Source organism: Neobacillus niacini (genome assembly GCF_030817595.1).
Lineage (GTDB): Bacteria > Bacillota > Bacilli > Bacillales > Cytobacillaceae > Neobacillus > Neobacillus niacini_G.
Genome location: NZ_JAUSZN010000001.1, coordinates 866655 through 890614 on the forward strand (window position 1 = coordinate 866655; position 23960 = coordinate 890614).

25 protein-coding genes and 1 tRNA gene are annotated in these 23960 nt (G+C 37.6%); 17 read left to right on the forward strand and 9 right to left on the reverse strand.

Annotation, left to right across the window (positions count from 1 at the left end):
- Positions 1-122 precede the first annotated feature (122 nt).
- The 7 genes from QFZ31_RS04385 (at position 123) to QFZ31_RS04415 (ending at position 5540) form a co-directional block, all read left to right on the forward strand.
- On the forward strand, positions 123-254 hold the full coding sequence (locus tag QFZ31_RS04385; protein WP_307301206.1) for an FbpB family small basic protein: 132 nt from the start codon (positions 123-125) through the stop codon (positions 252-254).
- 68 nt (positions 255-322) lie between these two features.
- Positions 323-466 (forward strand): acid-soluble spore protein N, encoded by a 144-nt coding sequence (locus QFZ31_RS04390; protein ID WP_179595565.1) that lies wholly within the window; start codon positions 323-325, stop codon positions 464-466.
- 272 nt (positions 467-738) lie between these two features.
- The gene (gene tlp / locus QFZ31_RS04395) at positions 739-954 is read left to right on the forward strand and encodes a small acid-soluble spore protein Tlp (protein WP_307301208.1); all 216 of its coding nucleotides are present in this window, start codon (positions 739-741) and stop codon (positions 952-954) included.
- Between the two features lie 569 nt (positions 955-1523).
- Positions 1524-3866: an AAA family ATPase gene (locus QFZ31_RS04400; RefSeq protein ID WP_307301210.1), complete on the forward strand. Its 2343-nt coding sequence runs from the start codon at positions 1524-1526 to the stop codon at positions 3864-3866.
- Between the two features lie 3 nt (positions 3867-3869).
- The gene (locus QFZ31_RS04405; RefSeq protein WP_307301211.1) at positions 3870-4298 is read left to right on the forward strand and encodes an acyl-CoA thioesterase; all 429 of its coding nucleotides are present in this window, start codon (positions 3870-3872) and stop codon (positions 4296-4298) included.
- Between the two features lie 24 nt (positions 4299-4322).
- Positions 4323-4616 carry a hypothetical protein gene (locus QFZ31_RS04410; RefSeq protein ID WP_307301212.1) on the forward strand — a complete coding sequence of 98 codons (294 nt, stop codon included), beginning with the start codon at positions 4323-4325 and terminating at the stop codon, positions 4614-4616.
- 15 nt (positions 4617-4631) lie between these two features.
- Entirely contained in the window at positions 4632-5540 is a 909-nt protein-coding gene (locus tag QFZ31_RS04415) for a Gfo/Idh/MocA family protein (RefSeq protein ID WP_307301213.1), read from the forward strand.
- 51 nt (positions 5541-5591) lie between these two features.
- Here the strand turns inward: QFZ31_RS04415 and QFZ31_RS04420 are convergent, their stop codons facing one another.
- The 5 genes from QFZ31_RS04420 to plsY all read right to left on the reverse strand — a co-directional run bounded on the left by QFZ31_RS04420 (position 5592) and on the right by plsY (position 9234).
- Positions 5592-5885: a HesB/YadR/YfhF family protein gene (locus tag QFZ31_RS04420; protein WP_307301214.1), complete on the reverse strand. Its 294-nt coding sequence runs from the start codon at positions 5883-5885 to the stop codon at positions 5592-5594.
- A 77-nt stretch (positions 5886-5962) separates the two neighbouring features.
- The gene (locus QFZ31_RS04425) at positions 5963-6706 is read right to left on the reverse strand and encodes a CPBP family intramembrane glutamic endopeptidase (protein ID WP_307301215.1); all 744 of its coding nucleotides are present in this window, start codon (positions 6704-6706) and stop codon (positions 5963-5965) included.
- A 41-nt stretch (positions 6707-6747) separates the two neighbouring features.
- Positions 6748-7899, reverse strand: a complete 1152-nt coding sequence (locus QFZ31_RS04430) for a CapA family protein (protein ID WP_307301217.1) — start codon at positions 7897-7899, stop codon at positions 6748-6750.
- A gap of 463 nt (positions 7900-8362) precedes the next feature.
- On the reverse strand, positions 8363-8536 hold the full coding sequence (locus tag QFZ31_RS04435) for a hypothetical protein (RefSeq protein ID WP_307301219.1): 174 nt from the start codon (positions 8534-8536) through the stop codon (positions 8363-8365).
- 113 nt (positions 8537-8649) lie between these two features.
- Positions 8650-9234: a glycerol-3-phosphate 1-O-acyltransferase PlsY gene (gene plsY, locus QFZ31_RS04440; RefSeq protein WP_307301221.1), complete on the reverse strand. Its 585-nt coding sequence runs from the start codon at positions 9232-9234 to the stop codon at positions 8650-8652.
- 115 nt (positions 9235-9349) lie between these two features.
- On the opposite strand from plsY, the gene QFZ31_RS04445 reads away from it, so the two are divergent.
- From QFZ31_RS04445 to QFZ31_RS04475, 7 genes are all read left to right on the forward strand, one after another.
- Positions 9350-11089 (forward strand): glycosyl hydrolase family 18 protein, encoded by a 1740-nt coding sequence (locus QFZ31_RS04445; RefSeq protein WP_307301222.1) that lies wholly within the window; start codon positions 9350-9352, stop codon positions 11087-11089.
- Positions 11090-11327: 238 nt separating this feature from the next.
- On the forward strand, positions 11328-12623 hold the full coding sequence (locus QFZ31_RS04450) for a diguanylate cyclase (RefSeq protein WP_307301223.1): 1296 nt from the start codon (positions 11328-11330) through the stop codon (positions 12621-12623).
- 2 nt (positions 12624-12625) lie between these two features.
- Positions 12626-13549 carry a sensor histidine kinase gene (locus tag QFZ31_RS04455; RefSeq protein ID WP_307301225.1) on the forward strand — a complete coding sequence of 308 codons (924 nt, stop codon included), beginning with the start codon at positions 12626-12628 and terminating at the stop codon, positions 13547-13549.
- 113 nt (positions 13550-13662) lie between these two features.
- Positions 13663-14076: a CoA-binding protein gene (locus QFZ31_RS04460; protein ID WP_179595578.1), complete on the forward strand. Its 414-nt coding sequence runs from the start codon at positions 13663-13665 to the stop codon at positions 14074-14076.
- 277 nt (positions 14077-14353) lie between these two features.
- On the forward strand, positions 14354-16333 hold the full coding sequence (gene parE / locus QFZ31_RS04465; RefSeq protein ID WP_307301229.1) for a DNA topoisomerase IV subunit B: 1980 nt from the start codon (positions 14354-14356) through the stop codon (positions 16331-16333).
- The gene (gene parC / locus QFZ31_RS04470; protein ID WP_307301233.1) at positions 16330-18768 is read left to right on the forward strand and encodes a DNA topoisomerase IV subunit A; all 2439 of its coding nucleotides are present in this window, start codon (positions 16330-16332) and stop codon (positions 18766-18768) included. The genes parE and parC overlap by 4 nt, the downstream gene beginning before the upstream one ends.
- Before the next feature lie 98 nt (positions 18769-18866).
- Complete coding sequence (locus QFZ31_RS04475) at positions 18867-19628, forward strand: hypothetical protein (protein WP_307301235.1); 762 nt, start codon at positions 18867-18869, stop codon at positions 19626-19628.
- 242 nt (positions 19629-19870) lie between these two features.
- Here the strand turns inward: QFZ31_RS04475 and xerS are convergent, their stop codons facing one another.
- Entirely contained in the window at positions 19871-20956 is a 1086-nt protein-coding gene (xerS, locus tag QFZ31_RS04480; RefSeq protein ID WP_307301236.1) for a tyrosine recombinase XerS, read from the reverse strand.
- 217 nt (positions 20957-21173) lie between these two features.
- Between xerS and QFZ31_RS04485 the strand changes: the two genes are divergently transcribed.
- Positions 21174-21473, forward strand: a complete 300-nt coding sequence (locus QFZ31_RS04485) for a hypothetical protein (RefSeq protein WP_307301237.1) — start codon at positions 21174-21176, stop codon at positions 21471-21473.
- 43 nt (positions 21474-21516) lie between these two features.
- Positions 21517-21602: transfer RNA gene (locus QFZ31_RS04490), tRNA-OTHER, on the forward strand.
- Positions 21603-21645: 43 nt separating this feature from the next.
- Here QFZ31_RS04490 and QFZ31_RS04495 read toward each other — a convergent pair.
- On the reverse strand, positions 21646-22644 hold the full coding sequence (locus tag QFZ31_RS04495) for an LLM class flavin-dependent oxidoreductase (RefSeq protein WP_307301239.1): 999 nt from the start codon (positions 22642-22644) through the stop codon (positions 21646-21648).
- A 22-nt stretch (positions 22645-22666) separates the two neighbouring features.
- Positions 22667-22951, reverse strand: a complete 285-nt coding sequence (locus QFZ31_RS04500) for a DUF3219 family protein (RefSeq protein WP_307301241.1) — start codon at positions 22949-22951, stop codon at positions 22667-22669.
- A gap of 134 nt (positions 22952-23085) precedes the next feature.
- Here QFZ31_RS04500 and QFZ31_RS04505 point away from each other — a divergent pair, with 134 nt between their 5' ends.
- The gene (locus QFZ31_RS04505; protein ID WP_307301243.1) at positions 23086-23346 is read left to right on the forward strand and encodes a DUF2533 family protein; all 261 of its coding nucleotides are present in this window, start codon (positions 23086-23088) and stop codon (positions 23344-23346) included.
- Positions 23347-23427: 81 nt separating this feature from the next.
- Here the strand turns inward: QFZ31_RS04505 and yiaA are convergent, their stop codons facing one another.
- A complete protein-coding gene (yiaA, locus tag QFZ31_RS04510) occupies positions 23428-23898 on the reverse strand; it encodes an inner membrane protein YiaA (protein WP_307301245.1) in 471 nt (156 codons plus the stop codon).
- Between the last annotated feature and the right edge of the window lie 62 nt (positions 23899-23960).

Sequence of the window (23960 nt, forward strand, 5' to 3'; positions counted from 1 at the left end):
ACAGTTTAGCCCTTTAATGCTTTATGGTAGACTTTTCTTTATAATTTTCAAAAAGTTGTAATAATTGCAACCGTTTCCGGGCATAATAACTGTTAGAATAGGTCATAAGGAAGGTGATATACATGAGAAAGCCTAGAAAACGTTCTTTTGCAGAACTTGTATCCGAAAATAAAAGTCAACTTTTGAAAGATAGAACTGCGATGGAAAAAATTGAAATGCGTTTAGAAGAAAAGCGCCTTGGTAAAGCAGAATAAACTCACATAGATTACCAATCATGTTCCTCCTTTAAAACGGACAAAATGTTAAGGAGGAGGGATATTACATGAGTAATCCAAAACATAGTCAACAAGGCTTTAGCACCGATGAACTTGGAAATAAGTCACAGCGCTACGGTGGCAACAAAGGGAAAAAGTATCAAGATACATCTGGTAAACACGCACAAGTAATCCAAACTAAAGGTGAATAATCATTGGACAAGACCCGCAAGGCATATGCCAGCGGGTCTTTTTTAGGCTCCTTTCTAGACTTTGTTGCTTTTTAAAACAAAGTATAGAAAAGAGCCTGCAAACCTAAATTCAAAAGTGCAAAATAACTATTTCCACGTTAAAATCGGCTTTTAAGATTTTAACAACAATCATTACAATACAGCCTTTTTATAGCAAATATTTTCTGTGATATTTTTTTCACTTCGAAACAAACTATATCTGTACCACGACACCATGAAGGAGGAACCATTCCATGACTTATAACAACAAACCGAAACCAGATGATCGAAGTGATAATGCAGAAAAGCTTCAATCTATGATTCATGATACTATTGAAAACATTGAAGCAGCGGAAGAATCACTAGCATTTACTGATAGTGAAACACAGCGTCAGCAAATTAAAGCAAAAAACGAAAGACGCCGTGAAAGCATTGAATCCTACCGAGCAGAAATCAAGGATGAAGTTTAATTAAGAATTCAGGACCTGTTCATTTCGTACAGGTCCTTTTTAATTGAAGTTTTTATTTAAGGCACACTGTTGATTGGAGCGGAAGGCGCGAAGACTCCTCGAAAATGCTATCGCATTTTCTTCGTGCGTGGGCGGATTCGTGGATGTAAAATTCAATGTCCTGCGGGAGTACGGGGCAGGGGGAGACCCCGATGGTGCGTAGAAACTATTTAAATTATGGGCTCATGAACGCTTCATGAGGTCTGATTTCTTCGAGATAGTACGATTATGGGCTTCATAAACGCTTCATGAAGCCTGATTTCTTCGAGAGGTTACAATTATTGGCTTCATGAACGCCTCATGAGGCCAGATTTTTTCGAGAAGTTACAATTATGGGCTTCATAAACGCTTCAGGAGCGCAGCGCCTCGTGACCCGCAAAGACCGCCTGTCCCTGCGGTGTTTATTCAAAGAAGTTTTCCTTAGTGAAGAGGAAATCAACAGTCCCATTTTTATGAGAGCCTTCGAATTTCGTGTCAGTGAACAGGTTGTGGTAAGATAAAAGGGAAATTTTGAAGAAGAAGTGATCCTAATGATAAAACAACAAACAAACTCGTTAAACAATAATGAAAAATTACTTCAGTGGGAAAATGAACTGAATGAACAAGGGTTTATTTCCAATGAAAATGAACTCTTAACAGCTATACGTAGTGAATCTAACCCTGTTCTACTGTCAAGGATGTTAACCGTTGCTGCCTTATCACGTCTGGAGCGTAAAAACCAAGATTCATTAGCTTCGGCGTGGCTTCACAAAGCATTAGAACTACATCCGGAGAACACAAAGGCAAAATCTTACTTCATTCAATACGATTGGAAAATGAAAAAAGACATTTTGGATGTTCTTACGTTTCCCGCCATTCGGGAAACAGATAATCGAACAGCAAAGAAAAAGGTTGCAGAACAATACATACAAATTTGTCAAAGTTTCTTAGCAGAGGCAGATAATCAGGTGGAAGATCTCACAGAAAAGATGAATCTTGCTGATACGCTTGGAAACACGACACTTTTAATTCAATACAAAGAACTAATTGAACTGCTGTCTACCGCGATTGAGATTAGCGGTAACCTTCTGAAGGCTGCTGAAGAGTATGAGGAATCAATTAAAGGTGTTTTTCATACGGCGACTTACTTTGATGACTTAAAACTACATTTATCCAGCCTCGAAGACATTAAAAAAGACTGGCAGAGGGTCTTTTTGATGGAAGAAGATGAGAATCAAGAAACAGCTAATGCCTTAGACGAATTAAACGAAATGATTGGAATGGATGTTGTCAAAAAACGAGTCAATGATTTTTATCAATTTTTAAAATACCAGAAGGACCGTAAAAAACTTGGATTCCAAACAAAAGATGAATTAAGTCTTAATATGATTCTGACTGGAAATCCTGGTACCGGAAAAACAACCATCGCACGTTTATTAGCAAAAATCTATCATGAGCTTGAGGTCCTGCCACGGCCAGAAGTGATTGAGACGGACCGATCCCAGCTCGTTGGGGCGTTTGTAGGTCAAACAGAAGAAAACGTTAGAGCGGTCGTTGAGAAAGCGATTGGAGGCGTTCTGTTCATTGATGAAGCCTATAGTTTAAAACGTGAAGGACAATCAGGAAATGATTATGGGCAAACAGCGGTTGATACCCTTGTTTCACTTATGACCGGAAAGGAATATGGTGGGAAATTCGCTGTTATTCTAGCGGGATATCCAGATGAAATGCGTATCTTTTTAGATGCTAACCCAGGATTAAGAAGCCGCTTCCCTCAATCGAATCTCATCCATTTGCCCAATTATTCCAATGAGGAATTACTTTTAATCGCCGACAAGATTGCCTCTGAAAACGATTATATCCTTACGGAAGAAGCGAAGATAGAAATCAATCATCGCCTTGAACAGGAACGGGTAGATGATACATTTGGTAATGCAAGATCCGTGCGTAATATTGTGTTGGATGCAATCTTTAAGAAAGGGTCTGATCATCCCATTTCAAATGAGGATATTCTCACCTACACATTATTAGATAAAAAAGACTTTGGCGTCGAGAAGGATGAACATCGGGAATCACCTTTCGAAAAATTAGAACGGTTAATAGGCATGACAGAGTTAAAGGGTGAATTGGAGACCCTTGTTTCCTTTGTTAAAATGCAGCAGTTTAGAAAAGAAAAAAAGCTGCCAACCGTACCCATTCAGCTTCATTCAGTATTTACAGGTAACCCGGGAACGGGTAAAACGACTGTGGCTAAAATTTATGCGGAGCTCCTAAAAGAATGCGGGATGTTAAAAAGAGGTCATTTAATTGTCGCCAGCAGGGCAGATTTTGTTGCGGGATACGTCGGACAAACCGCAGGAAAAACAAAGAAAAAGATACGAGAAGCGCTTGGCGGGGTGTTATTTATTGATGAAGCCTATTCACTCTTAAGCCAGACAGCAGGTGATTTTGGTAAAGAAGTAGTAGATACCCTCGTTGATGAAATGACCAAGCATAATGAAAATCTTGTTGTCGTGCTTGCGGGTTACCCAAAAGAAATGGACCAGCTATTAGAGAGTAACCCTGGGCTGCGCTCTCGGTTTAAGAAATTCTTTCTGTTCCCGGATTATTCAGCGGAGGAGCTGCTGGCCATTATCGAGACGTACGTAGAAAGCTTTCAATACCAATTAACTGAAGGGGCCAGAACTCTTTTGAAACAAAGTATTGAGAATCATACGTTCGAAGGGAACGGAAGATTTGCTACCAATTTGGCTGATGAGATGATACAAGCGCAAGCAATGAGGCTCATGGGAGCACCACAGGAAGAGGATTTATTAGAAAAAGCCATTCATATTGAAGGTGAAGATGTGGAAAAGGCGCTAAATAAATTTCCTTTAAATAGGGAAGGGGAATAAAGAATGGATAATGTATTTATTTCAACGAGAGAAATTCAACTTTTATATGCAGATACTGACATGATGGGAGTCATCTACCATGCAAACTATTTGAAATACTTTGAGCTCGGCAGAAGCGGGTTAATTGAGGATCTTGGATATAGTTATGTAGACATGGAGAACGCAGGGTATTTTGCGCCCGTTTATGACATCCAGGCAACCTATAAAAAGCCGTTACGCTACGGCGATAGAGGTTTTGTTAAGACGTGGATTGAGAAAAATGACGGGCTTAAAACCGTTTATGGCTATTCCATCATCAATGGTGACCAGGAAGTTTGTGCAGAAGGAACTTCAACTCATATTGTTGTCAAAAAGGACAACTTTAGACCGATCGCTTTTAAAAAGGCGTTCCCTGAATGGTTCCAGAAGTATGAAGAAATTAAGAAAAAGTAATGGAATGAGCTTTGGGGTGAATTTATGGCATTTGGAATCAAAAGACAGGAAATAAAGGAATGGAAACAAAAAATCGATGCGGGTGAAATTGCATTCTTAACACATTATTGGCTGGATGACCGCTTCCCAGGAAGCAAAACGGTTACCAAGGTAGGCTGCCATGACCTTGAAAAACTGGCTGAATGGGGAAGGAAGTATGGGTTGAAAAAGGAATGGATTCACCACCGCCGTGACGGATATTCACATTTTGATTTAATCGGAGAAAGACAAAAAGAAATATTACATAAAGAAGGATTACAGAAACATATTTGGGGATAAAAGGGGAGATGAACCATGATAAAACTGGGAATCATCGGGCTTGGCGATATTGCGAAAAAAGCTTATCTGCCTGTTGTTAGTAAGCTGGCTGATGTGGAAATCCATTTATTTACTAGAAATACCCAAATATTAATGGAAATAAGTAATCAATATCGCTTTTCAAATACTCATTCTAGTCTTCCTTCTATCATTGAAAGCGGGATAAAAGGAGCATTTGTTCACTCGTCAACGGAATCACATGAAAGTATTGTAAGAGAACTCTTACAGAACGGTATCCATGTTTATGTAGACAAGCCTATTACCTATCACTTGGAAACTACCAAGGAGCTTGTTGAATTAGCCGAGGAAAAAGGTCTAATCTTGATGACTGGTTTTAACAGACGGTTTGCCCCGTTTTATCAGACCATTGCCGAAGTGAATGAACCAAATATGATTATTTTGCAAAAGAATCGCCATGCTCTACCTGGTACGATTCGGTCCTTTGTTTATGATGATTTCATCCATGTTATCGATACGGTCCGTTACCTGTTTAAAGGTGAAATTGAGGATATTATCGTTCATGGAAGAGTTAGGAATGAAATGCTTTATCATGTTGTGGTTCAATTGATCTCTAAAGATATGACAGGTCTGGCTATTATGAATCGCGACAGCGGGGCTGTTGAAGAAAAGCTAGAGGTCATGGGAACAAATGAAAAAAGGGTTATTCATGATTTAGACCAATTAACGATTTATCGTGATCAGAAAGATATAGCACTTTCTTTTGACAACTGGGATTCTACATTATATAAAAGAGGATTTGAACAAATAGTCGCAGAATTTATTAATGCGATCCGCAATAACGAATTCCCATCTATTACAGCAAGTGATTCTTTAAAAACTCATGAAATATGCGAAAATGTGGTCCATCAACTTGAGAAAATGTAATTAGAAAGCACACATGATGATACAACCTCATGTGTGCTTGATTTATGTTGTTTATGCTTTTTTATAATCTAAAACAGGCTCTTCATATTTTTTGTGTAGGTCAACAATTAGATCGTGGTCATCGAAATACCATAAATCTTTTTCTTCAACATAAAAAGTGATTCCATCTACGGTTGTCTTTGCACCTATATCATTGGGTTCATCACTAGAAATCCCAAGCGAAAAACCTTTCTGTACCGGGCTATACCCGCCATAACGTACATAGAAACGAACAAAATCACCGTTTTTTAAATTAAGTTCTTGTTTATACCACGCTGCTGCTGCACTGCTGATTTGGATGTTCATCTTTTTCTCCTTTCAAAAATACCTCTATTGTTATTATATAATAAAGCTTCTCTAATTATCGATGATGTTGCTTCACTCTATAAGATTGGCAGTTGAATCCAGCCATTTAAGAAGGAGAATAGTAACACCACCAAATGAACCAAAATAGCAGGCAAAATGCTTTTATATTTTGTTGTTAAAAAACCAAATATCCAGCCTAAAATTAAATATATCAGAAGAACGGCTATAGAGAATCCAAATATGGTTGTATTAACACTAAAGGCGAGACTAGTAAATAGTATAGCTCTTGTTTCACTCGTAATCTTAATCATCTGTGTTAACAAAATACCGCGCCAAATGACCTCCTGAACGGCGGCATGAAGTAGTGAGAAAGTGAAAAGGGAGAAGAAAACGTCGAAACCATCCTTTATAAAAAATAACAAAAGAAATCCTGCAACAATAAAAAGCAAAACGATATATAGGATACTAAAAGATTCCGGTTTTTTAAAAAAGAAGCTAAGCCTTTTATTGAATTGTTTGATAACATAACACATCGATAGGATTGGAATAGTGAACAAGATTTGGTTGATGATTACCCGAAAGAAAGGATCCGCAACCATACCTCCGATAAACTTATCTAGATAAATGACAATAAAATTGCCCCCAAAGAAGGAAATTACGACCCATGCAAATAATCGATTCTCTTCATTGAGGAATGCTAGCAGCAGTAATAAACCAAGGATTATCCAAAAGAAGGGACTATAATAATTCCTAGTAAAAAAATAGACTAAAACAATAAACAACAAAGATAAAAAATTACCTTGATAATCGTTTTGTTTCATTGCGAAACATCCTTCCAAAATGCTCATAAAAAGGCCCCGAATTAACGGAGCCATTGAGTCATATGATCTTGAATTTCCTGATACTTAGCCGAAGCATTTTCAAGCCCAAAGGAGCCTGCATTTTCAAGGGGGACTACTTGGTAATTTCGATTACTTTGGCTTGAAACATAGGTTGGATAAAAAGCAGGGTTTGCCAATTCAATTTTCTTTCCTGTTTCCGTAACCTGTTTCGTTATTTCAACTGTAGCCATCCCGCCAATATCCTTATAGTCACGGACCTGTCCAGAAATGAAGTTACCCAAGGAATAAATAACGAATGAGTTTCTGCCATCTTCTGTTTTAATCCATTCCATTGGCTGAAGCACGTGAGGGTGAGAACCAAAGATGATATCAACACCTTCATTTGCTAGGAAATTAGCCAAGTCCTTTTGTTCACTTGTGGGAATTCGCTGGTACTCATTTCCCCAATGAATGCTCATTATTATAACATCTGCTTCTTTTTTAGCTCGTTCAATTTCTTCACTCATGATATCACGGTTAATCAGGTTAACTAAGAAATCCTTGCCATCTGGCACCGGTATTCCATTTGTACCGTATGTATAAGATAGAAAAGCTAATTTAATGCCATTTCTATGAATGATGCTAAGCTTCTGCCGATCGTCTTGATTTAGATAGCTTCCAACATGAGGCAGTCCAATACTATTTAAATAATCAGTAGCGGATAGAATACCTCTTTCACCCTTATCTAACGTATGATTGTTTGCAAGAGAGACGATATCAACACCTGTGTTAACAAGTGCATCTGCGACTTCATGAGGACTATTAAACATGGGGTAACTTGAGACACCAATGTCAACGCCGCCTAACATACTTTCCTGATTCGCCGTAAGAACGTCTGGCGATTCTAATATACCTTTTACATTTTCGAAGATAGGATTGAAATTATACTGTGCTCCATTAAAGGCGTCCTGATAAACCGTATCATGAATCAATATATCTCCGATGGCCCCAATGGTTAATTTTTCTGTCAATGTCCTGCCCATTACAGATTGTGTTCTAGTAGCATGCTCACCTACAGGATATATTTTGTCTGCAGCAGCCTGATTATTATGTTGTTGTATCAGAAGCACCGAAGCAAGTACAATACACGCAGAAATGATGAATACAGACGTTATCACTGCTTTTTTTCTCATAATTTCTCCTTCATGATCTGTTTTAAGGCAAAATATTTTAATCCAGTCTACCAATACTATATTATATTTATATGCTATATTTCGACTTTTTCCTGCAATTTTCGAAAAAAAATTAAGGAAGTGGTTTGTGATGTTTACAATAACCGAGAGTACAAGCAAGATATTAGAAGATGTAATCGAGAGAGAAAGGCAGAGCCCTCATGAGGAACTTTTCGTCCGATTGAGTATGGGAGTCGGCTGAGGGGGTCCAAAACTAAATCTGTCTCTGGAAGAGCGGAAAATTACTGGCGATCAGCTATTTGAATTTGGCAGTGTAAAAATCCTCATTCATGATCAGGATTATGTACACTTTGACAAGACAAAACTTGACTATAGCAGGAATGAAGACGGTAAATTTACATTTAAGCTGCTAAAAATATAAAACGGAGTTTCCGATTGCGGGACTCCGTTTTGATCAAGTTTATTATTCCATTTCTTCGAAAAAATCAATCAGTTCGTCAAAATTCTTGGTTACTTTGTATGGAAACTTCTCCGGCAAGTCATCTATTAAACACTGATAAAATTCAACGACAAATTCTTGGTCTTTACCGTCTGTAACGTCTGTTGAAAAGAGAATGGTTTTATTAAGATCAGACATAATCATCCCTCCATGGGTCTATTACCTTTATTGTACTTTACCAAGTGGAAAGAAAATGACTGTAATTTTGAATGTTTCATGAAAAATGGCTTTAAGGAACCAAACTCGATTCCTTAAAGCCATTTAATTTTTGGTTCGGTTTTATTCATGATTCGTCTTATATTAGCCCGATGTCGATAAATCACAAATGAAGCCAAAAGTGTTACAGCGATTAATAACGGGATGTCCCCATCAATGCAAGCATAAATCACAGCAAACACGCCTGCAATCATCGACGATAAAGATACATATTTTGTAAAATAAAGACTGGCAAAAAAGACCAAGAATATCATTAAAAACATCAGCGGCGCACAAAACAATAAAACGCCTCCAGACGTTGCTACTGCTTTTCCGCCTCTAAAGCCAGCAAAAATCGGATAAGTATGTCCGATTACCGCAAAACCCCCTGCGAGTAAAGGATTGATATCAATTCCAAACAAAACAGGCAGGTAAGCGGCTAGCGTTCCTTTAAGGATATCAGCCAAGGTGACAGCGATACCAGCTTTTACACCTAATGTTCGAAAAGTATTTGTTCCCCCTAAATTTCCACTCCCGTGTTCACGAATATCTGTTTTATAAAAAACTTTACCAATAATTAAACCTGACGGAATGGACCCTAGCAGGTAGGCGAGTAGTAGGACTAAAATAATTTGAACCATCAACGAATTCTCCTTCTATAAATAGTGCATGTCCTGTTATTTTACCATGTATTGGTGAAAAAACACTACTCAATTTTTCGTGGATACCGTACGATAGAAGTGAGGAGGAAAAACGATGGCACAAATTGAATACCAGAAAAAGAAATCATTATCACCAAAATGGATTTTAGGAGGATTGATGATTGCAATTCTGTTTATTGCGTCTTCTATTCTTTTTTTATTATATCCGTTTGCCTCAAATGAAAGATTAACTTATTTTACCGAAAAGAATCCAATCCTTTTCGAAGGCAGTCAGCGGGGAAATGCACTAATCGAAGGGGATTCTATCTTTCTTCCACTTACATTTATGCAGGAGAACATAGATAACAGCATTATTTATGATGAAAAATCAAAGTCTATCATCATTACGACTGCAGAAAAAGTAATCCAAATGCCAACTGATTCCTTAACCTTCTTTGTTAATCAACAGCCGGTGGAGCTTCAAGTATCACCGACTATCTCGAAGGAAGGCAAAATATATGTAGCACTTGATCCATTGCTCGCCTATTATCCAATCCAGTTTAAGATCTTGGAGGAAACGGGAGCTGTTTGGATTCAAAAAAACGGTGACCACTATGTAAAAGGTGAAATAACGGCTGAAGATGTTCACCCGGAAAACCTACGTTTACGCTTGAATCCTTCTCTAAAAGCACCGTATACCGCGGAAATGTCTAAAAAAGAGACTGTAATGATTGAGGCCGAGGAAGAGGATTACTACTTAGTTAGGAAAGAAAATGGAGTAAGTGGATATATAAACAAGAAATATGTAAATAAGAACGAAGAGGTTACCATTACAATCTCACAAAAAAATGAAACAGCATCTATTCCAAAAATTAATGGACCCATTCAATTAACTTGGGAAGCCGTCTACACGAGGAATCCGGATCATACCCAAATACCGGATATGACGGGGGTCAATGTTGTGTCACCAACTTGGTTCTCCTTAACTGGAAATGACGGGACAATAAGTAATATAGCGTCCTTAGAATATAGTAAATGGGCACAATCCAAGGGATATCAAGTATGGGGATTATTTTCAAATTCGTTTGATCCAGTACTAACACATGAAGCGTTAAAGGACTTTGAAACACGTCAAAAAATTATCGTCCAGCTGCTTCATTTCAGTCAAATGTACCAATTACAGGGGATTAACTTTGATATTGAAAATGTCTATCCCGCAGATGGACCACTTGTTACTCAATTGATGCGGGAAGCAGCACCGTATTTGCATGAAGCAGGGTTAGTTGTTTCCATGGACATTACGTTTTATGCTGGTGAAAACAATAATTGGTCATCCTTTTATGAAAGGGATAAGCTTGCAAGTATTGTGGATTACCTTATTATTATGGCCTATGATGAACATTCGGGATCGTCTCCTGTTGCCGGCAGTGTTTCAAGCCTTCCATGGGTAGAGACGAACCTGCAAAACTTGTTAAAAGAAGTACCCAAAGAAAAGTTAATACTAGGTGTCCCTTTATATACTAGATTGTGGAAAGAACAAATAAATGAAGATGGTACGACAGCGGTTTCCTCTCAATCTATGTCAATGGCGAAGGTGAAAGAATGGCTTGCCGAAAAAGGGATACAGCCTGTGTATGATGAAGCAAGCGGTCAAAATTATGCTGAATATCATGCCGGAGACGAGAATGCCACCTATAAGGTATGGATTGAGGATGAATTGTCGTTAACAAAACGAGCAAACCTTACAGCGAATTATCAACTGGCAGGCATGGCTTCCTGGTCGAGAGCTTTTGGAGACCAGACGGCGTGGACTGCGATGAGTATCGACCCAAATAAGGCAGTGACACAGAAATAGACCACTTAGCTGGTCTGTTTTTTTATTTTTTAAGATAATTTTCTGTCTAAGTTAAGAACAATTAGAGTCTATTTTATTACAAATATATGGAGAATTTTCAAACCATTTGGTTATCGATTGATGTGATTGTTTACAGGAAATATAATTTAACTATAACATTGAATAACAATAGGTAAGCCGGCCGAGTGGTCGGTTTTGTCATATAAAACTTTAAGTAGGATGAAAGAGGTGAAAAATCATGGCCATTACAATACCACAAAATCACAGTTATCAATTCAAAAATGTAAAGGTCTTATATGTAGAAGATGAGGTGTTTTCACGCGAAAAATTATTACGAATCTTAAATCGCCGTTTTTCAGATGTCCATGTTGCGATAGACGGTGAAGAAGGGCTTCAGCTTTATCAGCAGTACCTTCCTGACCTACTCATTGTAGATATTAAAGTTATGAGCAGTTTAGACATGATTAAAAACATTCGGAAACATAATGAAAAGGTTCAAATCATTGTTACCACAGCGCATGATGATAACGATGTCTTTATCCAGTGTATTGAACATACCGTCAACCATTTTATTTTAAAACCAATCGATTTAGATCGATTTTTACTTGCCCTCCAAAAATCAGTCCAGGAAGTTCGGCAGGAAAAGGAATTATTGAAACATAACCAGTTAACAAAGGCACTCATAGAAACACAGGATCATTTACTATTCATCGAGGACCACGGACATATTGTAGAGTTTAATGAAGCATTTGCTTCCTTTACAGGTATAGGAAATACCAAGGACTTACAAACATCTAACCTTGTTGCTAAATTATTTGTTGAAGACCCAGATTATTTTTATCCTAAGAATAAAGGAAAATGGATAGAAGAATTTTTTCAGACAGAGAAAAAGTATGCAAAGGTCATGTGGAAAGGTCAAAAAGGCAAACAAGGGATATATTTAATGAAGGGTTCTCGAATCCCAGGAAAAAAACAGATCCTATTTGTCTGTACGGAAATTAGTTTATTAGAAGAAGAGTATAAAAAGAATGAAATTCTATCCATGATGGACCCATTAACACGGAGTTTAAATCGGAAAAAGTTCGAGGAGCCGCTTTCAAGTGAAATAAGCCGGTCAGAACGATATAATCATCCTTTTTCTATTATTCTCATGGACATTGATTATTTTAATAATGTAAATGATTATTTTTGCCATACAAAAGGGGATGAAGTGCTCATTACAATATCAACCATTGTTCAGCAAAGGATTCGTGAATCAGATGTTTTGGCACGTTGGGGCGGTGATTCCTTTATTCTTTTAACACCGGAAACGAACAGTCCTGGAGCGATGGTTCTTGCTGAATCCATCCGTTCCTTAATTAATTCATTTGCCTTTCCGAAAATAGGTACCGTTACCTGCAGTTTTGGAGTTGCAGAATTTTCGGCTGGTAAATCGAAAATAGAGCTCATTTCAGAGGTTAAACAAGGACTATCTAAATCAAAAATTAACGGAAGAAACTGCGTAACTTTTTATAACAGTTCAATAGGTGAATAAAAGTGCTTGGTACATATATTACAATTCTTTCAGTAGGATTACTATTTATTGCTTTTGTCATAAGCTATATTATTTTCCGTCATGTGCTTTTGAAAAAGCAAAAAGAAAATGAAGAGAACTACCGGGAAATGACAGAAAAATATGAGGTTGTAGTAAAAAACTTAGAAAGCAGGGTCGCGGAAGAAGCAGCAAAGAATCGTCAGAAGGATCATTTTCTTCTTCACCATTCTATTGTATCGATGGGTGAAATGATCTCTAGTATTGGTTATCAATGGCAGCAGCCGCTCAATAGTTTGTCACTCTTAATTCAAGACGTCCGTGAAGCCCTTCAATTCGGTGAAATAAATGATCACTATATTGACACTTTCACCAAAGAAGGCATGTTTGAAATTAATTTTATGTCACGTACCATCAATGATTTTCGGAAATTTTATCAACCAACTAAACAGAAATGCACCTTTTCTATATCAGATTGTATTGAAAAAGCACTATCGATTTGTTCCTATAGCCTTAAGATTCATGACATTCATGTTGAGTTTGAATATCGCGAAGAGCATATGGCTTATGGATTTCCAAATGAATACAGTCAAGCTGTTTTAACTCTTTTAACAAACGCACGCTATGCATTTATAACAAACAAAGTTAATAAGAGAATCTTAGATATTAAGATATCGGCAGAAGGCAGCTGTATAGTTGTGGATTTTACAGATAATGCTGGTGTCATTGAGCCGTTAATGCTTTCAAGAGTTTTCGAACCGGATCTCACCACTAGAAACAGTGATACTACGGGGATTGGGTTATATATGACGAAAATAATGATAGAAAATATGGATGGAAGTGTTACTGTAAAAAATACTGGGGAAGGAGCACAGTTCCGCCTTTCAGTTCCAAAGGCTGCTCCCATGGACATTCCATCACCTGTCTGAAGTTTAACCGTCAATTCTCCCGGAACATGGGAGCTTTTTTTTTTGCAAATAATTGATTTATGTTATAGTGAAAGTGGATAGTAAAATTAAGGAAATGAAGGAAGTGTTTGTTCATGGCAGTTGAAAATCCATCCTTAGAAGAAATCGGAGCTATATTAAAAAAAGCTAAGCGTATTGCTGTTGTCGGGTTAAGTGACAAACCTGACAGAACTTCGTATATGGTTTCAGAAGTTATGCAAAAAGCAGGTTATGAGATCATCCCGGTGAATCCAGCAGTTAATGAAGTTCTAGGAGTGAAAGCGGTTGCTTCGTTAAAAGATATTGAGGGACATATTGATATCGTTAATGTTTTCCGCCGTTCAGAACAATTGTTTGATGTGGCGAAAGAATTTGACGAAGTGGACGCTGATGTTTTTTGGGCACAGCAGGGTTTAGTAAATGAGGAAGCCTACGAGTTTTTGAAAGAAAAAGGTTATACGGTCATTATGGACCTTTGTATAAAAGTGGCACATGCTTTAACAAAATAAGTATTAATGAAAAATGCTGCTAACATTTAGCAGTTTTTTCTTTTTTTTACATAAATTCGTGTTACAAAATTATGTTGATTTAATTTTGACATTTGCCAAATCGAAATAAATCGCTAAAATAAAGCATAGACGCCGTAAACATGTGTTACAATTAAGAGCGGCAAACATTCGTTCTAAATAATGGCAATAACTTTTTTTACACGAATGAATAAATTTACTCATAAAGATAGCAATTAAAGATGTTTTTTCTTTTGCAGGGAATGAAAGGGGTATTTTAGTGGCAAGTAATCAGAAAGCTTTTGAATATAATGATGATGCCATACAGGTACTAGAGGGGCTGGAGGCCGTCAGGAAGCGACCAGGAATGTACATCGGGAGCACTGATACACGCGGATTACACCATCTTGTATATGAGATTGTCGACAACTCTGTCGACGAGGCTCTAGGTGGATTTGGGGACCAAATCATTGTAAAAATTCACAAAGATAATTCAATAAGCGTCATGGATAAAGGACGCGGAATGCCTACTGGCATGCATAAAATGGGGAAACCAACTCCAGAAATCATTTTAACTGTTCTCCATGCTGGAGGGAAATTCGGTCAAGGCGGTTATAAAACCAGCGGTGGTCTACACGGTGTAGGTGCCTCTGTCGTTAATGCCTTATCTGAATGGTTAACGGTAACGATAAAAAGAGATGGTTTTGTTTATGAACAACGGTTTGAAAATGGTGGTAAACCGGTTACGACTTTGGAGAAAATCGGTAAAACCAATCAAACAGGTACGACGATACACTTTAAACCGGACCCGACCATCTTTTCTACCACCACATATAATTTTGAAACATTATGTGAGAGGTTACGAGAGTCAGCATTTCTTTTAAAAGGATTAAAGATCGAAATCATTGATGAACGTAATGATTTTCATGAGGTTTTTCATTATGAAAATGGGATTGAGGCCTTTGTTTCTTACTTAAATGAAGAAAAAGATGTCCTTCATCCTGTCGTTAGCTTTGAGGGAAGCCATAATGGAATTGAAGTGGAATTTGCCTTTCAATTTAATGATGGTTATTCAGAGAACATGCTTTCATTTGTAAACAATGTTCGGACTAAAGATGGCGGAACACACGAAGTAGGTTCGAAAACAGCTATGACCCGTGTTTTTAATGATTACGCACGAAAGGTTTCACTGTTGAAAGAAAAGGAAAAAAATCTTGAAGGTGCGGATATTCGTGAAGGATTATCTGCGATTATTTCTATCCGAGTTCCTGAGCAATTATTACAATTCGAGGGTCAAACCAAGGGTAAACTAGGTACGAGTGAAGCGAGATCGGCAGTAGATGCAGTGGTTTCTGAACACCTGACTTACTTCCTTGAAGAAAATCCAGACATTAGCGCATTGTTGATAAAAAAGTCTATTAAAGCTTACCAAGCCCGTGAAGCAGCACGAAAAGCACGGGAGGACGCTAGAAGTGGTAAGAAACGAAAGCGTTCTGACGCTCTTTTATCAGGGAAGCTTACACCTGCTCAATCAAGAAATCCGCAAAGAAATGAGATTTACTTGGTTGAGGGTGATTCCGCAGGCGGTTCTGCTAAACAAGGGCGCGACCGTCGCTTTCAGGCAGTACTCCCACTTCGTGGTAAAGTAATCAATACAGAAAAAGCGAAGCTGGCGGATATTTTTAAAAATGAAGAAATCAATACAATTATTCATACCGTTGGTGCGGGTGTCGGCTCTGATTTTAATCTAGAAGATGTAAACTACGATAAGGTCATTATTATGACGGATGCCGATACAGACGGTGCACATATCCAAGTGCTGCTGCTAACCTTTTTCTATCGGTACATGAAACCGCTAATTGAAGCAGGTAAAGTGTTTATCGCGCTGCCTCCTTTATATAAAGTGAGTAAAGGAACAGGTAAAAAGGAAATCATTGAATATGCCTGGAGCGATGATGAACTACAGGGTGCCATTAAAAAAATTGGCAGAGGCTATATGATTCAGCGCTATAAAGGTCTTGGCGAGATGAATGCCGACCAGCTTTGGGATACAACGATGAATCCGGAAACACGGACATTAATACGTGTGAAAATAGATGACGCGGCAAGAGCAGAGCGACGTATCACCACGCTTATGGGTGATAAAGTTGACCCTCGCCGAAAATGGATCGAAAGCAATGTAGCATTTGGGTTAGAAGAAGATGATACGATCCTTGAAAATGAAAATATTATGGTCGCTAGGGAGGAATCTGAAGAATGAGCACAAATGAGAAATTCCGTGACTTACCTCTAGAGGATGTTCTCGGCGATCGTTTTGGCAGATATAGTAAATACATCATTCAAGAACGGGCCTTACCAGATGCGAGAGACGGCTTGAAACCAGTACAACGAAGAATACTGTATGCTATGCATGTTGAGGGTAATACCCAAGATAAGGGATTCCGTAAATCAGCGAAAACAGTTGGTAACGTTATTGGTAACTATCACCCGCATGGTGATTCATCCGTTTATGAAGCAATGGTACGTATGAGTCAGGACTGGAAGGTAAGAAATGTCCTCGTCGAAATGCATGGAAACAACGGAAGTATGGACGGGGATCCTCCAGCTGCGATGCGTTATACAGAGGCGCGTTTATCGGCGATTGCGGCAGAGCTACTTCGCGATATTGAAAAACAAACAGTCGATTTTATTCCAAACTTCGATGATACTTCAAAGGAACCAACCGTATTACCAGCAATGTTCCCGAACCTGCTGGTAAACGGCTCAACGGGGATATCAGCAGGGTACGCAACCGATATTCCGCCGCATAATCTTGGTGAGGTCATTGACGGAGTCATCCTGCGAATGGACAATCCTGACGTATCGGTTGATGAATTAATGACGGTTATTAAGGGGCCTGATTTCCCAACTGGGGGTATTATTCAAGGAATTGATGGTATCAAAAAGGCCTATGAAACTGGTAAAGGGAAAATCATTGTTCGCAGTAAGGCCGATATCGAAGAGGTACGTGGCGGAAAGCAGCAGATTGTCGTGACCGAAATCCCTTATGAAGTTAATAAAGCGAATCTTGTTAAGAAAATCGATGAATTCCGCTTCGATCGCAAAGTTGAAGGAATTTCAGAGGTTCGTGATGAAACAGATCGAACGGGGTTGCGCATTGTCATTGAATTAAAGAAAGATGCGGATGCCAATGGGGTCTTAAATTATCTATATAAAAATAGTGATTTGCAAGTAGCATACAATTTCAATATGGTTGCGATTGCTAAAAAACGCCCTAAATTATTAGGTATACGTGAATTACTTGATGCATATATTGAGCACCAAAAAGAGGTTGTTCTTAGAAGAACAAAATTTGAGCTAGATAAAGCAAAGGAACGTCAGCATATCGTTGAAGGCTTGATGAAAGCATTATCGATCCTTGACGAAGTGATTGCGACCATCCGTGCTTCAAAAGATAAACGTGATGCAAAGGATAATTTAATTGCTAAATTTGCGTTTACTGAAGCACAGGCGGAAGCGATTGTTTCTTTACAGCTCTACCGCTTAACGAATACTGATATCACTGCTTTACAAAAGGAAGCAGAAGAATTGGCTAGTAAAATTGAAGAATGGACTTCGATTTTATTAAGTGAGAAGAAACTTCTATCCGTCATAAAAAAGGAATTAAAAGACGTCAAAAAACGGTTTGCTGATCCTCGCCGATCAAAAATAGAAGCTGAAATTGAAGAATTGAAAATTAATCTCGAAGTAACAGTCCCTAGTGAGGATGTTATTGTGACGATTACAAGAGAAGGGTATGTCAAACGGACTAGCCAACGGTCTTTTGCTGCTTCAAATGGCCAAGACTTAGCGATGAAGGACTCGGACCGTTTACTAGCACAGCTTGATGTGAACACGAAGGACGTTGTTCTCCTGTTTACGAATAAAGGGAATTATTTATACTGTCCTGTTCATGAACTGCCTGATATTCGCTGGAAAGATCTTGGGCAGCATGTTGCGAATATCATTCCAATTGACCGCGATGAAGATATCATTCAAGCGATCCCAGTGAAAGATTTTGAGATTGATGCTTATCTCGTTTTCGTCACTAAAAATGGAATGGTAAAGAAAACAGAACTTAAGCAGTATAAAGCACAGCGCTATTCGAAGCCGTTAGTTGGTGTCAATCTTAAGGATGATGATCAAGTAATTGATGTACATCTTACAGATGGAACGAAAGAATTGTTCATAATCTCTACTTTTGGCTATGCATTATGGTTCCATGAAGAAGAAATTAGTATTGTCGGTGTTCGAGCCGCCGGTGTAAAAGGGATTAATTTAAAGGATGGAGACTTTGTTATAGGCGGTAAGCTCATTGCTCCAGACAGTAAAGAAACCATCGTGATCACCACGCAGCGCGGTTCTGTTAAGAGAATGAAGCTGAAGGAATTCGAAAAAGCAACTCGGGCTAAACGAGGGGTTGTCATTTTACGAGAGCTAAAAGCAAATCCTCATCGTGTAGTTGGCTTTGTCGTTGCGAATGATGAAGATACGATATTCATTCAAACAGAAAAGGGTCACATTGAAACAGTCGTAACATCTGAAATTCGTTTAAATGACCGATATTCTAACGGTTCTTTTATCCTTGATGAAAACGATAATGGAAAGGTAACAACCATTTGGAAGGTAGAAGGAACAACTAAAGCAGAAGAATAAAATGATGAAAAAAAGACTCCCTAAATGTTGGGAGTCTTTTTTCATGTTTTTACCAAAATTGGGCATACTAAAAGTATCAGATTTTGGAGGGGAAAAGAATGAAAAGAGAATTACTACTAGTTGCTGCTGCATTTTTTCTCATGTCCGTTACTGCTATTACCGGTGCCCATGCTTTCGATGAAAAAGCTAAATCCGTTACCATATCGACATATGAATCGGATGTCACTGGAGATGGAATCAATGAAAGTATTCAGTTAAAAGGGGTTCCATTTGAAGATGAAGAGGATTATTTGAAAGAGATTTATATTGATATAGCTACTACCGATGAAAAACAGTACAAAATTCCGCTCGAAAGCGGCTCTAAAGCATCATTGAAGCTGGTAGATCTTAACCAGGATGGAGTAAAAGATTTATTTTCAAATGTATTAACAGGGGGAAGCGGCGGCATAACCCTTAATTATTTATATACATTGAAGGATTATATCAAAAAGGAATTGGTTGTTCCAGAACCATTAGAAATTGCCAGTACCTTTGAAAACGGCTATAAAGCGAAAATAACGATTGGCCAAACAGGGAAGACCTATTTGTTTGATTTAAAGGATCGGAAAAAATATTATAAAAAACTAGGACTTTATTATAAAGGGCGGTTAAATGAGCCAACCGAATTAACAGTGAATTCATTTCAATCTCTAAAGCCTGTTAAGTTACGCACAGGAGAGATGGTGTTGAAAGGGGTACAAAGAATTACAGGGATAGCAAATGCCGATACAATCGCGTTTGTGGAGTCTACATGGAAATATGGTAACAGTAAATGGAATCTGAATAACGCGAGTGTTCGTACGAGCAACAAAAACAGGTAGGCAGGAGCTTCACCAATTTTCCACATGCACAAAATACCCAAAAGATACAGGTGAAACTGAGGTTTTGGGTATTTTTCGATTCAAAAAGATAAAATGATTAGTGGAAAAAACCGAAAATTTTTATTCCGTCTCATTTTCTTAAGTATACTTGGTTTTTGAGATATCACTTATTTTTGTTTACATAATAATATTATGTAAACTAATTAAAAGAAAAAGTCAGCAGGTGATTCTGCTGACTTTCCTTATAATTCCTCTTTTGGCATATCCATTTTATCTACAGCGATTTTTAAATCATCATTCTTTATATGTGTATAGATCATAGTCGTTTGAATCGATGAATGACCTAATTGCCGACGTAATTTTGGAACATCATTAATTTCAGCATGGTATCTTGTAGCAAAGGAATGACGCAGCTTATGTACAGACAATGATGGTTTACCAAATGCAGTCGCATACTTTTCTACTAATTTTTCAACCGATCGTGCCGTCAGTCTTCGTGTTTTTCCTTTTGGACCAATTGCTGCTGCAATAAATAAAGCCTTGTTATTCTTTTCAACTTGGTACTTAGTGGCTCTCACAGCTAGATATGCTTGCAAATCAGCCATAGCAGTCTGACTAAAGTACACGAATTGCTCTTTATTTCCTTTTCGAATCACTCTAACACAATACTTTTTAAAATCAATATCGTCTAATTCAATCCCAATTAACTCTGAAAGACGAAGCCCTGATCCCAAAATTAATGAAACAATGGCCGTATCACGCTCTTTATTTAATTGATGAAAGTTATAGAGTTTTTTGTTTTCTTTATTTAATTCACCATAATCATGAGCAATAAATAGACGAAACTTTTCGTATTCATCACCAAGGAGAATTTTGCCTTCCATTTTAGCAGCTTTTGTTTCCATGCTGTCTTTAACTTCATTAAATTCAATTTTGGCTAACACATTTCGATTAATATAAGGCTGTAAATCGGGAGTTTCAGCAATGTTCTGCAGATAATTAAACAGGGACTTTAAAGCTGATAATTTCCGATTAACGGTTAATTCTTTATTGTTTAATTCGTAATGAAGGAAATTTAAAAAACTTTCAATCTCAATAACTGTCATGTGTTCTAATCGACTTAAAGGAATATCCTTAACATTTCCGATAAATAATTGCTCACGAATCATCCAGTTGAAGAAGATTTTGTAATCATGGCAGTAATTAAACAAGGAAGCAGTCGAAAGCTTTCTTAATTTATGATTGATATATTCATCAACATACCAGGGAAGTTCAGAAAGAAGAGATTGTAATTTATTAAAATTATTTTGTTTTAATGGATTTACCATAAAATCACCTCACTTCTATATTTTACCTAACAAGGTTAATTACGTCAAATTTATATTTTACGTAATTTTGTTAAATGGATATTAAGGGGTAAATTTTTTAATTTCTTTTCCTTTTTGTCTCACTGTTTTACGATTCCCTTTCATTCTTATTAAATTCCTTCTGTGATTCACGCAAATCCGATATAATGGTTACATGATGTTTTTAAAGGAGTTTTCTATGGATAAAAAACAGTTAGAAGAAAAAATTATACAAAACTATCAAGGCGAGGAAAAAATGATGATCCTCGTATTTGCTCAATGGTGTATTAACCATGATTTAAATCCTGAGGAATTGTACTTGCGCGCCTATCCCAATCAGGCTTCAAACTTCGCTTTAAAAGAAGCAATGGAATTAGTGGTCCCTAAAGATGAAGCTGGAGAAATTGGTGACGAAACACTTCTTGGTGTTTTATCGTTGTTTGGAAATGATGATCTAGCTTTTGTTGTGACTGAGGAAATTGGTAAAATGACAAGATGAAAATGAATGAATAATATTTGGTATTAAAACCATAATAAAAACAGGGCTTGTAGCTCAATTGTAGAGCGACCGACAGTTTCAACCGATAAACTGCCGAGTATTTTGTGGGTTCGAGTCCCACCAAGCCCTTTTACTATTCTCCCCTCTTCTTCTTACCGGTTCCTTTAAACCTTTACTGATTTAATATCCCTTCTGCAATCAATTTATAGGATTGAATTTTATCTGCTGGTGAATGTGTGATGGTAACAATCATGATTTCATCTGCATTGTATTGGACCTGCAGTTCATCTATTCTATCTTTTACCTGTTGCGGATCACCTATAATCATACTGTTTTTCATCTCTTCAAGTAGAATTTTATCTTCATTTTGAAGATAGTCCTTTGCTTCTTGGATAGAAGGAACGCCTTTCTGCCCCTCTCCTCTTTTTCTATGCAACCCCCACACCAATGAGCTTAAAGCTACATCTTCTGCTTTATCTAAGGTTTCTGCACAAATAGCTGATACTGTTACAATTACTTGTGGTTCTTCATTGTTCTTCCTCGGTATAAAATGATTTCTATATTGTTCAATAATAGCAGCACCATCCTGGTCACTCATAAACTGCCCAAACGCGTACGCAAGTCCGTTTTCTGCAGCAAGTATGGCACTTTTTTTACTCGTGCCAAGCAGCCAAGGTATTGGTGGAACTGTTGGAATCGGTGATGCTGTCACTTTCGCATGCGGATGTTCCGGCGGCACAGTATTATCTATAAAATGCAATAGATCTTTTACTGAGTTGGGCATATTCCACACCTGCTGTAAAAAGTTATCAGATAAAGCATTGGTTACTTCAGCAGAACCACCGGGAGCCCGGCCAATCCCGATATCGATTCTATCAGGAAACAACGTGGCTAGCATATTGTATACCTCGGCTATCTTATACGGCTTATAATAGGGTAATAACACGGCACCGGAGCCTATTCTGATTTTAGTTGTATTGGCTCCAATATATCCTAACATGACTTCCGGCGCAGAGCATGCAAGACCGGGTAAATCATGATGCTCAGCAATCCAAAATCGTGTATACCCTAAGTTTTCACCAGCTTGAGCTAACTCCATCGATGCCTTAAGTGCATCAGCAGCACTCTGATTAGAAGAAATGGGTGCTTGATCCAAAATGCTTAACCTCATTCAAATACCATCCTCTTCTCTCCTATTCATTTACTTCCAGCAAACTTAATTTAAACTCTCCAACCTGCCCTTTAATATATAAATTTGTATAGGAAGTAGAGTATTGTAGAATACTTGCTCTAAACGCTAAATCCCGTTCAGGAACTTTTACATCAAATGTACCTTTGTACAAAAGGGTCGTAATGTCATGGTAATCCTCACTCGTTACGTTAAATTCAACCGATATTTTATGTAAACGACCTTCTTTTTCTTCTTCATACTTGTGAACTTTAATCGTGGTTTCATTTAAGACAATTTCATTTACCATAGAAGCATCTCCTTTTATCTATATAAAAATAATAGCACTTAGACTTATAAAAACAAAAATCTTGCTTACGTGCTGTGCCTGCTTCCTTTTGAATTATGGTATGATAATGAAAGTTAATATGGAGGAGTGGAATCATGAGTGTACATAAAGACTTAATAAAACATGCTAAAGATCAAAATCAAAGTTATCAAGAATTTAAAGATTTGGACGAGCTGCGTGAAAAATATATTGAAGAAGCAGTTGAATTATGTAAAAAAGGGAAACCTTTTACAACAGATAAAATTAATGAAGTCACCAATAAAATGAACAGAATTAACCTGCGAATCATTTCTCTTAGAAAAAATGTTACCACTGAAATGGTTCAAGAATATGTAAATTCATTAGAAAACAAATAATTCGGTAACGAAAAAAACGACAGTTTCATTACTGTCGTTTTTCCTTATATGGCCAGCCTGAAAGACCATTCCTTGATAAAACTACTCTCTTTCTCTAGCCTTCTGTGTATCTCGAATATTCTTTTGAACAGTAATGGCAGCAAATAAACTAAGAACAAATGACATCCCATAGAAACCTTTTTCGCTCAAATCAATACTGCCAGCATTGTATAAACCGATACCCATTAATGAAATCGAAACAATAAGTGCCAGCCAGCTAATACCATAATAAATATTTGTAACTGGTATTCCCTCGTCTTTATCTCTAACAGCTTTTTGTAAAGACACCGCTGCATAGAGCCCAAATATTAGAACAGCAAAGTAATAACCTTTTTCATTTAATTGCATCGCTGCGTTAAACAAACCTATGAAATATGCCGCAACACCTACTAACAGCGCACCCCAAGAAGCCCCTATAAAAGCCGGAGTAGGTTCTCCCTCTTTCCTTTGCACTTTCAATTTAGGATCCTTTTGTTTTCCTTTATCTAATAAAATCTCTTGATCATTAGACATTGAATTATCCCCTCCATCTTTTTTATCAATTAAAAGAGGCACGCAGATACACTGTAGTGCTC